This is a genomic window from Phyllobacterium sp., from assembly GCF_037994405.1.
Taxonomy (GTDB): Bacteria; Pseudomonadota; Alphaproteobacteria; order Rhizobiales; family Rhizobiaceae; genus Phyllobacterium.
On record NZ_JBBNAN010000203.1, the window covers coordinates 1 to 12,966 of the forward strand.

Below are 12,966 nucleotides of genomic sequence, written 5' to 3' on the forward strand. Positions count from 1 at the left end.
ATGTCGGCGGGCAGGAGATCCGGTGTGAACTGCACGCGCGACAGCGTGGCAGCCGCTCGACCATCGCTTCCTGACCAATGATCGACTGTCCGATACGTTTGCCAAGGACGAGGATGTCGTCACAGTCGCTCATTGCGTGGCTCCGCCAAAGAACCAGGCGTAATAGGCATTGCCGGAAGCATGGGCGCTGATCTGTGACGCACTGCGCTGCCAGCCTTGCTGGTCGGCGCGATAAGCGCTCAAACCTGCTCGGTAAAATGTACGCAACACATCGCGCTCGGTCTCCATTTCTGTCGTAAAAGTGCTGTCGGCGTTCGCGAGTGGTGGCTCCGTGACGAGATCCATCAGTTGCGGCAGTACGGTCGTAAATGTGTCCGGCTTCACCCACGCGGCATATTCGATACGCGGACGGTCGTCAGTGACAGGAGGAGCATTTCCCGCGAATGCGTCCAGGCCTGCGCGGTCGGTTACCCACGTTGCCATCAATCCGGCAAGTGAGTTGATGCCAACTTCGTGCAGCGCCAGCCGCACCTCGGGCTGTTCGAAGCGCGCTGTCATCCGCCTGATATCCAGTTTCATTGGCTCGAACGATCCGACAAGGAGCATTTCATGCAATTCTGTTGTCCACAGCGTTGCATGCGGGAAGACGTCGATGAAACTGCGCACCAGCGAGCGGGTGTCTTCATCGTTCTGGGTGGGCAGGGGAAGCCATTGTGCCACCATGCCTCCCGGGCGAAGCCGGGTGGTGGCGAGACGATAGAAGTCGGTCGAATAGAGATTGGCGACACCGGCAGCCGACGGCGGCGGCGGTTCGAGTGTCACGAGATCATAAGTGTCCGCACTCGCCAGCAGTTCGCTTCTTCCGTCTCGCAAGCGGATGTCAAGCCGGGGATCAGACGCAACGTTGTAGTTGCCGCTGAACAGGGTGGAGGCGCGTTTGACGCCAGGCAGAAGTTCGGCGGCAATCCTCTGGTCTAGCCCATCATAGGCGAGGAGGGCACCGGCAGTAATCCCGGTTCCGAGACCGACCACCATCGCCGATTGTGGCTGTTTCTGCATGATGATCAAGGGAAGGAGCGCCTGCAGCCGCATGTAGCGCAAAGAAGGAAGGGAATCACCGGTATTTGAAACACCTTGGATATAGAGGCGGCGGAACTTTCTGCCTCGCCCCTGTTCAATCACGGCAACTGTGGCACCCAGACCCTCCTCATAGAAGACGAGCTTGCCGTTCTGGGCACCTGGAAGAAGTCCGGCAAAGCGATCGGACGGGATCAGGAGCGCGAGCGCCAGTGAGGTCGCACAGATTGCAGCTGCGGCGCCGCGATGCCAGCGAATTGTGCCAACGTTGCGAAACACTGCGATGATGCCGATAGCCGCCGCGATGACAGCCAAAATCCCGAGGGAGCCAACAAAGCCGAAGCGCGGGATCAGGATAAAGCCCGTGATCGCAGTTCCAATAATACTGCCAAAGGTGTTCCAAGCACTCACAAAGCCGACGCCGTGCCCGACGCGGCCATCAGCGACGACCAGCTTTAGAACCGCTGGAAAAGCCGCACCGAGCAGAATCGTTGTTGGCAGGACGATGACAAATGATGCCACCGCAAAGCGGGCGGACATTCCTGCCAATTGGTTTTGACTTAGCTGCAGAACCCAATATTCGGCGATGGATTGCGCGGCAATAATCCAGCTGCCAAGGAACGCAACTCCGAACAAGGCAATCAATCCCGCGCCAGCAACGAGAAGACCAAAGACACTCCAGACATTGCGAACCCTGTCGATCCATCTTGCGGAAACCGCTGACCCGAGCGCCAGCCCGAAAAGATAGGTTGCCAGCACAATGGCGAAGGCAAAGGTACGGGTACTCATGAACTGGACGATCGACTGCGTCCAAATAACCTCATATCCAAGCGCCACACCGCCAGCGACCGAGTAGAGAGCGAGCGCAAGGCGGACATCGCCGGAAAATGGTTTAGGGACGGGCTCGAATGAAATATGCTTGGTCGTCCTCCGTGATAGGCCGAGACCAAGCGATCCGACGGCTGCGAACAGGCTAAGTGCTGCGGCCGCGTAGGCAGTTCCCGAAATACCAAGACTCGGAATGAGCAGGAAGGCGGCAGCGAGCGTACCTGCAATTGCTCCGGCAGTATTGGCCGCATAGAGACTACCGCCCTTCAATCCGATATCCCGGTTTGCCGCCGCGAGGGAGCGGATCAGGGCCGGCAGGGTACCACCCATGAGAATTGCCGGGACACCGACGAAAGCAAACACCGTTGCCCAGGCGAGGAATACGGACGTGTCTTCGAGGCGAGCAAAGGTTCCCGCATAGTGCGAGAGTGCGATTGTTACTCCGATGCCGCAAATCGCAACACCCGCTTCGAGCAGTGCGTAAAAGCGGAACGGACTGGCCGAGCGATCAACGATGCGGCCAAATAGCATCCCGCCGATGGCGAGCCCTGCCATAAAGGCAGAAACACCTGCGGTGACTGCGTAAACATCCACACCGACGATCAGCGACAACTGCCTGACCCAGATGACTTGAAAAACGAGCGCAGAAAACCCCGAGGCGAAGAGCAAAAGCGCTGGCCAGGCAAAATGGGTAGAACGGGCGCGTTCATCGGGCATTGGGGTACTGAAATCTGAAGGGCGAATTTTTGACTCGGCGAGATGCGAGTGGACGACCATCTATTGCACTCCTGGATATGAAGGCGATTGGCGCGCGACATGCGCGCCAATCTGGAGTGGTTACCGAACAAAGTCCGGTGTCGTTGTTATTTCCCCATTTCCTCAAAGTGTTTATCAATAACTTTGTCCACCTGTTTCCGCACCTGGTCGATGCTGAAGCTTGCCGGCCTTTGGCTCGGAGGATACTTCGTGAAGGTTTCGAGGAACTCCGAAGCTTTAAATGTGCCCTGAGCGAACAGGTAGGCATTTTCTACGCGCCATTGGTCATAGAGGCTGCCGGAGATGTCGGCGTGTTCGTAGGGGTCCATCCTCAGATTATACAACTTCGGGAGCCGCAGGCAGGTAAATGGATTTGCCCAAATCAGAAGCTCGCCGGGCGCGCGCTGTTCGCAGAAGACGAGTTTCCAGTTGTCCCAACGCATGGCAACGAGCTCACCGTCATCGTTGAAATAGTAGAAGTCACTGCGAGCCCCTTTTGGTTCGGTGCCGTCGAGGTACGGGAGCTGGTTATAGCCGTCGAGATGCACCTTGAAGGTCCTCCCGCCCTGCGTTGGAGCCCAGCCATCCAGCAGGCGCTGTTTTACGCCATCGTCTCCCGCAGCGGCCAACAATGTCGGGAACCAGTCGAGACCGGAGAAGATGTCGTTGGAGATTGTGCCCGGCTTGACCTTGCCGGGCCAGCGGATCATCGCGGGAACGCGGAATGCGCCTTCCCAGTTGGAATCCTTCTCACTACGGAAAGGCGTCGTCGCTGCATCCGGCCACGTAAAGGCATTCGGCCCATTGTCCGTCGTGTAAATCACGATCGTATTGTTAGCGATTTTCAGGTCGTCCAGCGTCTTCAAAAGCTTGCCGACATCCTGATCATGCTCCCACATGCCGTCGCCATATTCGTTGCCGGGCATACCGCTCTTGCCGCGATATTCCTCGCGCACATGGGTAAAGACGTGCATGCGCGTCGTATTCATCCAGACGAAAAACGGCTTCTTGGCCTTGGCCTGTTCGTCAATATAATTGATCGCAGCGCCTACGGTCTCATCGTCGATCGTCTCCATGCGCTTCTTCGTCAGCGCGCCTGTGTCCTCGATCTTGCCGTCCGCCGAGGCCTTGATGACGCCGCGCGGCGCGTAGGCCTTGAGGAATGGATCATTCGGATCCTTCGGCCAGTACGGGCGCTCTGGCTCTTCCTCTGCATTCAGGTGATAGAGATTGCCAAAGAATTCGTCGAAGCCGTGACTGGTCGGGAGATATTCATCCTTATCGCCAAGATGGTTCTTGCCGAATTGAGCGGTGGCATATCCGAGTGGCTTGAGCGCCTGGGCGATCGTGATATCGCCAGGCTGCAGTCCGACAGGCGCGCCGGGCGCGCCGACCTTGGAAAGGCCTGTCCGCAGGACCGCCTGTCCGGTGATGAAAGACGAGCGTCCGGCCGTACAGCTGTTCTCGGCGTAATAATCCGTAAACATCATGCCTTCCTTGGCAATCCGGTCGATATTTGGCGTCTGATACCCAACGAGGCAGTGTGTAGGCGCTGATGTTGGACTGGCCGATATCGTCACCAAAGATTACGAGGATGTTGGGCTCTGCCGCCTCTTGGGCCTGCGCGGGCTGGATTCCGGACCACTGGGAAAAGGCGATGCCTGTGGCTATGGCCGCCCCGGCTAGTAGAGACGCCCGGACTTTGGTGCCCTTTGGAACGCAGGCTCGCCGCACCGAACTAAATTGGCTCTTGCGTTCAACTGGCATGATGTTCCTCCCTTTGGAGGCGGGTAGCGTATTGCCTGAGCATTGCACTCTCCTGTCTGTCGGTCCGCAGACGTGTTTTTGTATCGCCTGACGAACGCGGGCGCGAATGGTTGTCCATTGGACTGGGTCATGCTTCTGGCAACGCCGCTTCAACGGAAGTACGTAACTGTAACGTAGGGCGCGTATGTCTGTTTGGCCGCGCGATCTATAGGGCCGATTTGCCGCGACGCGCAGCAAACTCTGTCAAAAACGGTTTCTGTAACAGTTAAGTACTTTGTCCTCTGGCAGGATCGAATAATGATGTCAGCATGCCGAAATTCTCGATCAGGGGAGATGCATTGCGCTTGATGTCTCTAAGAACCATATCTGCCATTGCACTCATTGCAGGTTCGCTGCTAATTCTGCAACCAGCGAACGCCGACGACGTGAAGCTTTCCGGCTTTCCCTCGCTCATACTTTCGGGTGGAACTGCCAAGTCGACCTCCCATCCGATTGCCAAACCGTTCAACAATCTTGTCAAGGCCGACACGCTCGATGTTGGTTTCGGGCGAACAACACTCGATGAAATCCAGAAGCAATTTGGCGGTGAAATTCGTACGCGTGGCGCCGGATCGGAGACGACCATTTGGCTGTGCTACCAGGTGGCGCTCGACGGTCATGCGTCGAACCTGTGGTTCATTTCGAACGGTGAGGGCAGCGGCTCCAAGCGCCTACTGACAATGGTGTCCGCGGAGGAAAGCGATGCGGCGCGCTCCGGCTGTTCCCAGGGGCCAGAAACGCTTACGGAATGGATGCTCCCAGTACCTGGCCTGAAAGACGGTGAGCAGAACTTGCAGGACGCCTTTGGCGCGTCGGTGAACGACGGGATCATTCGCTATTCGAACGAAGCAGGTCCCGACAGCAAAGGGTTCACTACGTTGCAGACGCTGGTCTATCGTTTGAAGGACGGCAAGATTGACGGCATGTCTTTCAGCCAGATCACGACGAAGTAGCGGGGTTACTTCCCCAACGAAAACTGGAAGTTGACGCCGACATCTGCCATTCCGGGTTGCTGTTGCCATGGTCGAACACCGTGCATTGTGGCTCAACGAAAGTGTTCATGGTTACTTTGTCATCGACCTGAAAAACCTTGCCAATTCTGAGCCCTACCGGGATCGAATGGTTTCCACTCTCAAGGTCAAAATTCCACGTTGCGTTGGAGCGGAGATAGAAGCCGTCCTTGAGATTGAAATTGAAAGTAGCGCGAGAGACATCATTGCGGTCGCTTTCGCCGAGGACGTAACAGTAACGCAAGTACGGTAGAAGTTTGTGAGATTTGCGAAATGGGGTGATCCCTGGTCTCCCGTTGATCGTATTGGATTATTCCATCTGATGGCGTCCTGTATTCATCGACGTTTACCGTTACGTACTCGCATGCGGCAGCACATCGTACTTTATTAAGCAATGGGAGACACGCTATCGGGTGCTGTGTGTTCAGTTGCCTGTCTTCCGGGCATGCGCATGGTTTGAACCATTAACGGAAGCGGGTTCAACAAAACAATGTCGACCGCGTCAGAACAACGGGGATTGTGGAAATTGATGCTCAGGCTGCCTGCTATGCGCGGCCAGCTGCAAATGCTCAGTGCGCGAAATTCCGCGCTGATGAGCTTATGCGACGCATTTGACGAAGCGAGTTCCACACTCGATCGATTGCGCCGTAATGGATCCAACGATCTGAAACTAATTGCGGAATATGATATGCTTTGTGCTGACATCGAGAGCGAGGTGATCGACATCTGTATCTCGATGCGCGGTAAGGCGCCCTGACGACCAGATATTATCCGGATTTTCTTGCGATCCCGGCCGGTTAAGAACTGTATCAGTACAATCCCGTCACAACCTAGGGTATTCACCCTATGGTGTCAGAGCGCAATCCGTTCGATTGTATCCCGGGATATATATCGTGGGGGTTCTGCCATGGAAGTTGACGTGAATGTCGACGTACCGGAAACGGAAGGGGTTAGCGAGCAGGAAGCTCGCGTGGAGCTGGACAGACTTCTGTCCGACCCACAGTTTCACTCAACAGAGCGGAACCGGAATTTTCTGAGATTTGTTGCGCACGAGATGTTCGAGGGCCGCGCCGTAGCATTGAAGGCCTATACGATCGCCGTCGATGTTTTCGGTCGCCCTCCCAGTTTCGATCCGACAACTGATCCGATTGTCCGCATAGAGGCGACAAGGCTGCGGGCGTCCCTTGCCCAGTATTATGAATCCCGTGCGGAGGAAGGCAGCGTTCGTATAGAGCTGCCGCGTGGGAGATATATTCCAGTCTTCACCAAGGCGCCGCCGCAGGGAGACAGTCTCGATGATACCGATACTGTTAATGAGATCAGGGTTCAGGGAACGTCCTCAGAATGGCGAAACGTGATTTCGAAACGAAGCCTGGCACTTTTGGCAATCGTTGCCTCGGCCCTCCTTGGCTCAATCTGGCTATCGTCTGCCAGAACACCGGTACTGTCGGATAAGCCAAGCGTCGCTGTTGAGATGAAGCTGGCAGGTGACCAGACAGATAATGAGGCTGGGCTCATTCGCGACTATCTCATGATCGCTCTGTCCCAGTTCCAAACGCTCAAGCTTGCCGCAGGAGAAACACCCGGCATTGTGAGAGCAAACACCACGCAGTCTGTCCCCGGGGCGTCTCTGTTCAAATCAGCGTATCGAACCACAAGCCCTTATCACATTATCCTCAAATATCACCCATCCGAAGCTGACCGGGCGGTCTGGTGGCAGGTGGTCAATCCTTTGACGGGGGAAGCGTTTCGTTCGGGGGTCGAGCGGGCTTCCTTTGACAAAAGGTCGGAAGCCGATGTCCGCCGCGAACTCGTCACGAATCTTGCAACCCGTCTTGCCGGGACACGCGGCGTAATCAACAGCATTGAACTGGCGCATGAACTTGCAGAGCCAACCTATGGTAACGGCTGCATTCTTCGTTCTTCCTTGGCCGTTGAGCGTTCAGACGTTAACGAATTATGGGAAGCCAGAACATGCCTCGACGCGACACTGCTGGCCTTGCCAAATGATCCCGATGTCAATGCCGAACTGGCGATCGTGCTTCTGGAGTCGGAAGCGCCTGAAGTGTCGACTGATTTGGCCGTGCGTGCTCTTGCGCTTGCAAACAAATCCGTAATTCTCGCGCCAATGTCGGACCGAGCCGGCTATGCTCAGATGTTGGCGCTGTTTCGCAATGGCCAAACCGAAGCGGCGTTCGTCGCCGGATATCGTGCCATGGCTCTAAACCCGAACAACAGCGTTATTCCCGCGCGACTGAGTGCAATGCTTTTTGCCAATGGTCGGTGGATGGAGGGCGCTGGTCTTGCAGTCAAAGCAGGCATGATCGAGAGCACCCCGCATAGCGATGCAGGACTTACATTGGCGCTTGACTGTTACAGGCGTGGCGAGTTCGCCGAAGCGCTTCTTCGGGTCCAGCAAATGGGGCGTTCAGACGATTATGTGGCCAATATTCTAGAGATCGCCGCGTCCGGACAATTGGAGAATGCGGCGGGGGTGAAGGAAGCCACCATTCGGTTGAAGGCCCGTGGTGAACACTTCTGGGTGTCTTTCCGTTCCGACATGACAGCCCGCCACTATACGCCTGCATTCATTGATCAACTCGGTACTGGGCTGATCAAGGCAGGCTTTGCATTACCCACTCCCATGGCCGCTGCGTCCAAGTAACTGTTACGCCCTTGTTGCGCGACCATCAAAGGCAACTCTGGGCCGAACAATTCTGTTCCGCATTTGGCTCGGATCAGTTTGGCTTTGCGTTCAAGCGCATAGAACGGACCGCCGCCCGCAATCAGAAAAGGTTGGGCTTCGGTTGGCTCATTCGCCATGGCTTCAGTAACTCAGTTCGCTCGAAGGGGTCTTGCTTCCCAGGGTTGCCCCCAATTCGTCAGTCTTCTTGGGGATCCGTTTCGGTTGCTCAAGGACGGTAATGGGGGCGGCCACGGTCGTCGCAGCCACCTTGCCAACGGTGCTGACTGTTCCGGCCACCACTGCTGTGATGCCTTGACCGAGCGACACATTGGAATCGGTCAGTGTCTGACCAGTCACCAGGCGCTGGCCGATAAGTTGCACGACCTCAGGGTTTTCCGCGAACTTTCCGTGGTTGAGGCTGTCACCAGCCTTTACCTTTGTGAGGTCGATCACTGTAATGCCAGCTTTTTCGAGTTTAGAGCGGTATGGTTCCTCGGCTGGATTGATTGCTCCGAGGCGCTGGACGTCGCCCGAAATGAAGCGGGAAGCGGCAAGGGCGCGGTCATCCTGGGACACGAAAATCGTAAACTTGGGACGGTGTTCTCCCATCTCGGTCCATTGGCGTGCGAAGACATCAACGTCAATATCGGGGGAGGCCAGGATCACATTGTCGATCTTGGGTGCAACCCGGCCGTCGCGGATCGCCATCTGGCGCAGGGATTCCATCGCCAGCCATGTACCCATCGAATGGGCCATGACGGTGACGTCCTTGACGTCAGGGTCTTTGGCCAGGGTTCGCAAGGTCTGTTCGAATGCAACCCTGGAATAATTGGTACTTTCCTTGTCGTAATTGTAGTCGAAAACGCTTGCCCGTGATGGCCAGGTGAAGAGGATCGGAGCGACCTTCGCGCCGGAATCATGAACGATCTGGGCAAAGCGGAAGACCGAGTCTTCGTAGCGGTTGTTGAAGCCATGGACGAACACGAGTGCGTGGCCGCCGCTGCCAGCGTGTTGCCGGAACCAGCTTCGGCCTTCATCAACTGAGTTCAGCTGGTTAACGCGCGTCACGGCAAATTCGGTTTCGGGGTTGGGCGGCAGTTTTTTCGGCCACTGGACGGTGCCCGACTTGCGCTTGGCGTCCGAGGGGATCGAAACGGTAATATCATTCATATAGGGACGGGGGCTGCGTTCGCCGGTGAACAATGTAGCGGGGTCGTCCGAGGGCACGCGGCTTGTCACCACCAGCATATCGACGCTGGAACCACCGGTAGCGCCGGTGACGAGGACGGGTGCCATGACACCTTTGGGATGCCCGGCGCATCCACCCAGCACCAAGCCGAGCAAGAGTAAACCGGCCGAGGCATCACGGCGAGTACGCGGCAGCAGGCGGGTTCCGAGATTGTGACGACGCATGTGCACACTTTTAAACAGGCGGATTGCTTCGGGTAAACAACAATAACGCATTGCGAACAGTCGCCGTCAACGCTCGGTGGTTTGGCACCGTATCACATGAAAGTATCCGGTTTGGCATTAGGTTTTTCCCTGAGATCCTTATGGGATTACCGGAACGCAACCCAACACTTAGGCTTCGATAAGCCGGTTTCTGATCGCATAACGTACGAGAGCGGCCGTCGATTTAGCGTCCAGCTTGCGCATCGAAGCCGAACGATGGCTCTCAACCGTCTTTTCGCTCAGACCAAGGATTGCTGCGGTCTCCTTGTTGCTGTGTCCTTCGGCGATCAGTTTGACAACTGCGGTTTCTCGCGAGGTAAGGACACTCGGGGATGCATCCGATTTTGCCAGATACGAAGACACCAACATGTCGGATACGGTTTTTGTAAAGAACGGCTGGTGATGTTCCAGTGCTTCCACTGCCTGGACGAGATATAAGGTCGCGTCCGACTTGAGCAGATATCCCCGGACGCCGGCTTCGAGAATATTGCGGAGCAACGCCTCATTGTCATGTTGCGTGAACATGAGAACTTCAGTTTTCGGACTATGCAACCGGATCTGGCGGGCAACTTCCACCCCGTTGATAATGGGGAGTGCATAATCGAGGATCGCGATTTCCGGTTCGGTCAGCCGGGCCTGTTCGACGGCATCGCGTCCGTCGGCTGCCTCGCCCACGATCTCCCAACGTTCCCGCTTCGACAAGATCGCCTTCACGCCTTGCCTGACAATCTCGTGGTCGTCCGCAATGAGAATTCGTGTCATGACCGCCCCCGATTGCCGCCCGCCCGGCATGCGCCCAAAATAATCCCGAGGCAGCTGAAACGGAACAGTTCACTCCTACACCGGAAACCTGCTTGCAGCAAAAATTAACAGTTACGTACTTCCGGTAACGGAGCCGATGAAGGCTAATGCCCGCAGGTTATCAAGCGGGAGCGCTGCAGATGAAGCAACGATTATACCGGGAGCGGTATTTGCGGGACGGTGAATATGTCCCTGCGAAGCCGGTCAAGCGTCTCCGGGCGGCAGTGTTCGGCCGACTGGCGGCCCTTTCGTTCCTGACGTCCATTGGGCAGGCTGGGCCAGCGTCGGCTGCCGATCTCGTCGTAGCCATGCCGAATTGGCCGTCGGGCCAGGTGACAGCCAACATCATCAAGACTGCGTTGAAGAAAGATCTCAGCCTCGATGTCGAGGTGCGCGAAATGGGCACCATGACAGCATTTGCCGGTCTTGCTTCCGGACAGGTCGATATTCATCCCGAGGTCTGGCTGCCGAACCTCAATTCTCTTGTGACTAAATATGCCGACAAGGTGCAGATAGCTGATATCGGCGTGTCCGCCTGGCAGGGCATCTGCACCACAAAACAGACGGTGAAGAAGACCGGGATCCACGGCGTGAAGGATCTTCTCGATCCGAAGAAGACCGCGGCCTTCGACACTGACGGCGACGGCAAGGGCGAGATGTGGGTAGGCGCCGAAACCTGGTCGTCGACAGCTATCGAGCGCATTCGCGCCAAGAGCTACGGTTATGATAAGGACCTGCAACTCCTGCAAATGCCCGAGGAAATGGGCATGGCCGCGGTCGATGCGGCGGAGGCCACCGACAAGCCGATTGTCTTTGCCTGTTACAGTCCGCATGTCGTCTTCAAACTGCATGACATCGTCAAGCTTGATGAGCCGGCATATGACGCAGCCAAGTGGCATGTGGTGCTGCCGGCCGATGATCCGGACTGGCTGGCCAAATCGGATGCACCAGTCGCCTGGGACCGGGCGCATTTTCATATCGCCTATACCAAATCATTGGCTACCCGTAAGCCCGAAGTCACCAAATTCCTCGAAAGCATCGACTTCACCCCGGAGGAGATCACAGACATGAGCTATGCGGTCGAGGTCGACCGGATATCGCCCGCCGACTATGCGGAATCCTGGGTTGAAAAGAACGAAGACCGTGTCGCCAAGTGGTTGAAGGGGAGAGGGCAATGAAGCCGGTTTCGCGTTTTCCTTATCGCACGAGGTTGATCGCCGGTATCTCAGCAGCTGGCGTGTTGCTCGGTTCCCTCGTGGGAATAAGTCTGGCTCAGGTTCCCAAGACGCAGATCTACGACACGAAAACGCGGACGTGGATCGCCTATGACAGCCGCAAGGCGCGTAAATATTACGCCGCCAATGGCCAGGTGCCTGAGGCCTTCCGCAAGCAGGTCGTGGTGTTCCGCACCGCCGAGAAACCCGGCACCATCATCATCGACGGCAATCAGCATTTCCTCTACCTCGTCAAGGGAGCAGGCCAGGCGGTCAGATATGGCATCGGCGTTGGCCGCGACGGATTCGGCTGGGCCGGCATTGTCCGCGTCGGGCGCATCGCCGAATGGCCGACCTGGACGCCGCCGGCCGAGATGGTGGCGCGTGATCCAAACGCCGTGAAATTTGCCGGTGGCATGCCCGGTGGTCCGGACAATCCGCTCGGCGCGCGCGCGCTTTATCTCTACGAGGGCGACCAGGACACGATCTACCGCATCCACGGGACGCCTGAACCGTGGTCGATTGGCCTCAACGTCTCGTCTGGCTGCATCCGAATGAACAATGACGACATTGTCGACCTCGCTTCGCAGATCGAGGTCGGCGCCAAGGTGATTGTGCTCATGCAGGGCGCGTCACTCTACAAGGGTGTTTGAGCAGCAAGAGCAGGGGGAAAACGATGCTTTGCACATCAGGTACTAAAGTTGGGAAGAAGCTGCCACTCCTACTGGCGGCCGGGTCGCTGGCGCTGGCCGGATGTGTCTCCAGCCCGACGCCCGAAAACATGGCAAGAAACACGATGCAGACGGCACCCGCCGACCTGCAACTTGCTTGTGCCACTGCCGCTTCGACGAAATTCGGAGCGGATCATGCCTCCGTCCTACCTGTCAGCTCAAGCGCGCTTGATGGCGGAAAGTACCAGATCATTTTGGAGGCGAAGGGGCAGCGCTCGACCTGCCTGATCGATTCCACAGGCCAGGTCCTGTCGCTGGAAAAGGTCTGAACAGAGCGCCGTAACCTATTCGAGCACAACGCGAAATAGCAGCTCGCGAAATGCGGAGCCACGAGAGGCTGGAATGTCATTGCACCGAAAGACGATCGCGCTCGTTGCATCAGCCGCGTTGGCACTGCTTGGCGGGCCGGAAATGCACTATGCGTGCGCACAGACCGCAACGGCGCCAACAGCGACCGCGCCTGCGGCAACGACACCCGCACCGCTGACCGAAGACATAGCCAAATTTGCTCGTGAAGGAATTTCAAAATGTATCGCACAACTTTGAAAATACTACGCGCTTCAGCATTCATTGCGTTAGCGCCGTCCTTGCCATCAGTTGCGGCT

The 12,966-nt window shown here is 56.8% G+C and carries 10 protein-coding genes and 1 pseudogene; 7 read left to right on the forward strand and 4 right to left on the reverse strand.

The window, feature by feature from the left end:
- Positions 1-129: 129 nt before the first annotated feature.
- Positions 130-2,682, reverse strand: coding sequence for a fused MFS/spermidine synthase (locus tag AAAC48_RS11565; protein ID WP_340654314.1), 2,553 nt, complete (start codon positions 2,680-2,682; stop codon positions 130-132).
- An 86-nt stretch (positions 2,683-2,768) separates the two neighbouring features.
- Positions 2,769-4,428 (reverse strand): annotated as a pseudogene (locus tag AAAC48_RS11570) (arylsulfatase).
- A gap of 347 nt (positions 4,429-4,775) precedes the next feature.
- Between AAAC48_RS11570 and AAAC48_RS11575 the strand changes: the two are divergent.
- The 3 genes from AAAC48_RS11575 (at position 4,776) to AAAC48_RS11585 (ending at position 8,142) form a co-directional block, all read left to right on the forward strand.
- The gene (locus AAAC48_RS11575) at positions 4,776-5,420 is read left to right on the forward strand and encodes a hypothetical protein (protein ID WP_340654315.1); all 645 of its coding nucleotides are present in this window, start codon (positions 4,776-4,778) and stop codon (positions 5,418-5,420) included.
- A gap of 67 nt (positions 5,421-5,487) precedes the next feature.
- Complete coding sequence (locus AAAC48_RS11580) at positions 5,488-5,730, forward strand: hypothetical protein (RefSeq protein WP_340654316.1); 243 nt, start codon at positions 5,488-5,490, stop codon at positions 5,728-5,730.
- 654 nt (positions 5,731-6,384) lie between these two features.
- Entirely contained in the window at positions 6,385-8,142 is a 1,758-nt protein-coding gene (locus tag AAAC48_RS11585; protein ID WP_340654317.1) for a hypothetical protein, read from the forward strand.
- A gap of 162 nt (positions 8,143-8,304) precedes the next feature.
- Here AAAC48_RS11585 and AAAC48_RS11590 read toward each other — a convergent pair whose 3' ends face one another.
- On the reverse strand, positions 8,305-9,576 hold the full coding sequence (locus AAAC48_RS11590) for an alpha/beta hydrolase (RefSeq protein WP_340654318.1): 1,272 nt from the start codon (positions 9,574-9,576) through the stop codon (positions 8,305-8,307).
- A gap of 168 nt (positions 9,577-9,744) precedes the next feature.
- Positions 9,745-10,377, reverse strand: coding sequence for a response regulator transcription factor (locus tag AAAC48_RS11595; RefSeq protein WP_340654319.1), 633 nt, complete (start codon positions 10,375-10,377; stop codon positions 9,745-9,747).
- 179 nt (positions 10,378-10,556) lie between these two features.
- On the opposite strand from AAAC48_RS11595, the gene AAAC48_RS11600 reads away from it, so the two are divergent.
- The 4 genes from AAAC48_RS11600 to AAAC48_RS11615 all read left to right on the forward strand — a co-directional run bounded on the left by AAAC48_RS11600 (position 10,557) and on the right by AAAC48_RS11615 (position 12,907).
- Positions 10,557-11,594, forward strand: coding sequence for a glycine betaine ABC transporter substrate-binding protein (locus AAAC48_RS11600; protein WP_340654320.1), 1,038 nt, complete (start codon positions 10,557-10,559; stop codon positions 11,592-11,594).
- The gene (locus AAAC48_RS11605; RefSeq protein WP_340654321.1) at positions 11,591-12,283 is read left to right on the forward strand and encodes a L,D-transpeptidase; all 693 of its coding nucleotides are present in this window, start codon (positions 11,591-11,593) and stop codon (positions 12,281-12,283) included. The genes AAAC48_RS11600 and AAAC48_RS11605 overlap by 4 nt, the downstream gene beginning before the upstream one ends.
- Positions 12,284-12,306: 23 nt before the next feature.
- Positions 12,307-12,630: a hypothetical protein gene (locus AAAC48_RS11610; RefSeq protein WP_340654322.1), complete on the forward strand. Its 324-nt coding sequence runs from the start codon at positions 12,307-12,309 to the stop codon at positions 12,628-12,630.
- 73 nt (positions 12,631-12,703) lie between these two features.
- Positions 12,704-12,907 carry a hypothetical protein gene (locus AAAC48_RS11615; protein ID WP_340654323.1) on the forward strand — a complete coding sequence of 68 codons (204 nt, stop codon included), beginning with the start codon at positions 12,704-12,706 and terminating at the stop codon, positions 12,905-12,907.
- Positions 12,908-12,966 lie beyond the last annotated feature (59 nt).

What these genes read in the sequence shown, in the direction of transcription:
- AAAC48_RS11565 (WP_340654314.1), bottom strand. Translation starts at nt 2,682, where the DNA reads ATGGTCGTCCACTCGCATCTCGCCGAGTCAAAAATTCGCCCTTCAGAT.
- AAAC48_RS11575 (WP_340654315.1), top strand. Translation starts at nt 4,776, where the DNA reads ATGTCTCTAAGAACCATATCTGCCATTGCACTCATTGCAGGTTCGCTG.
- AAAC48_RS11580 (WP_340654316.1), top strand. Translation starts at nt 5,488, where the DNA reads ATGGTCGAACACCGTGCATTGTGGCTCAACGAAAGTGTTCATGGTTAC.
- AAAC48_RS11585 (WP_340654317.1), top strand. Translation starts at nt 6,385, where the DNA reads ATGGAAGTTGACGTGAATGTCGACGTACCGGAAACGGAAGGGGTTAGC.
- AAAC48_RS11590 (WP_340654318.1), bottom strand. Translation starts at nt 9,576, where the DNA reads ATGCGTCGTCACAATCTCGGAACCCGCCTGCTGCCGCGTACTCGCCGT.
- AAAC48_RS11595 (WP_340654319.1), bottom strand. Translation starts at nt 10,377, where the DNA reads ATGACACGAATTCTCATTGCGGACGACCACGAGATTGTCAGGCAAGGC.
- AAAC48_RS11600 (WP_340654320.1), top strand. Translation starts at nt 10,557, where the DNA reads ATGAAGCAACGATTATACCGGGAGCGGTATTTGCGGGACGGTGAATAT.
- AAAC48_RS11605 (WP_340654321.1), top strand. Translation starts at nt 11,591, where the DNA reads ATGAAGCCGGTTTCGCGTTTTCCTTATCGCACGAGGTTGATCGCCGGT.
- AAAC48_RS11610 (WP_340654322.1), top strand. Translation starts at nt 12,307, where the DNA reads ATGCTTTGCACATCAGGTACTAAAGTTGGGAAGAAGCTGCCACTCCTA.
- AAAC48_RS11615 (WP_340654323.1), top strand. Translation starts at nt 12,704, where the DNA reads ATGTCATTGCACCGAAAGACGATCGCGCTCGTTGCATCAGCCGCGTTG.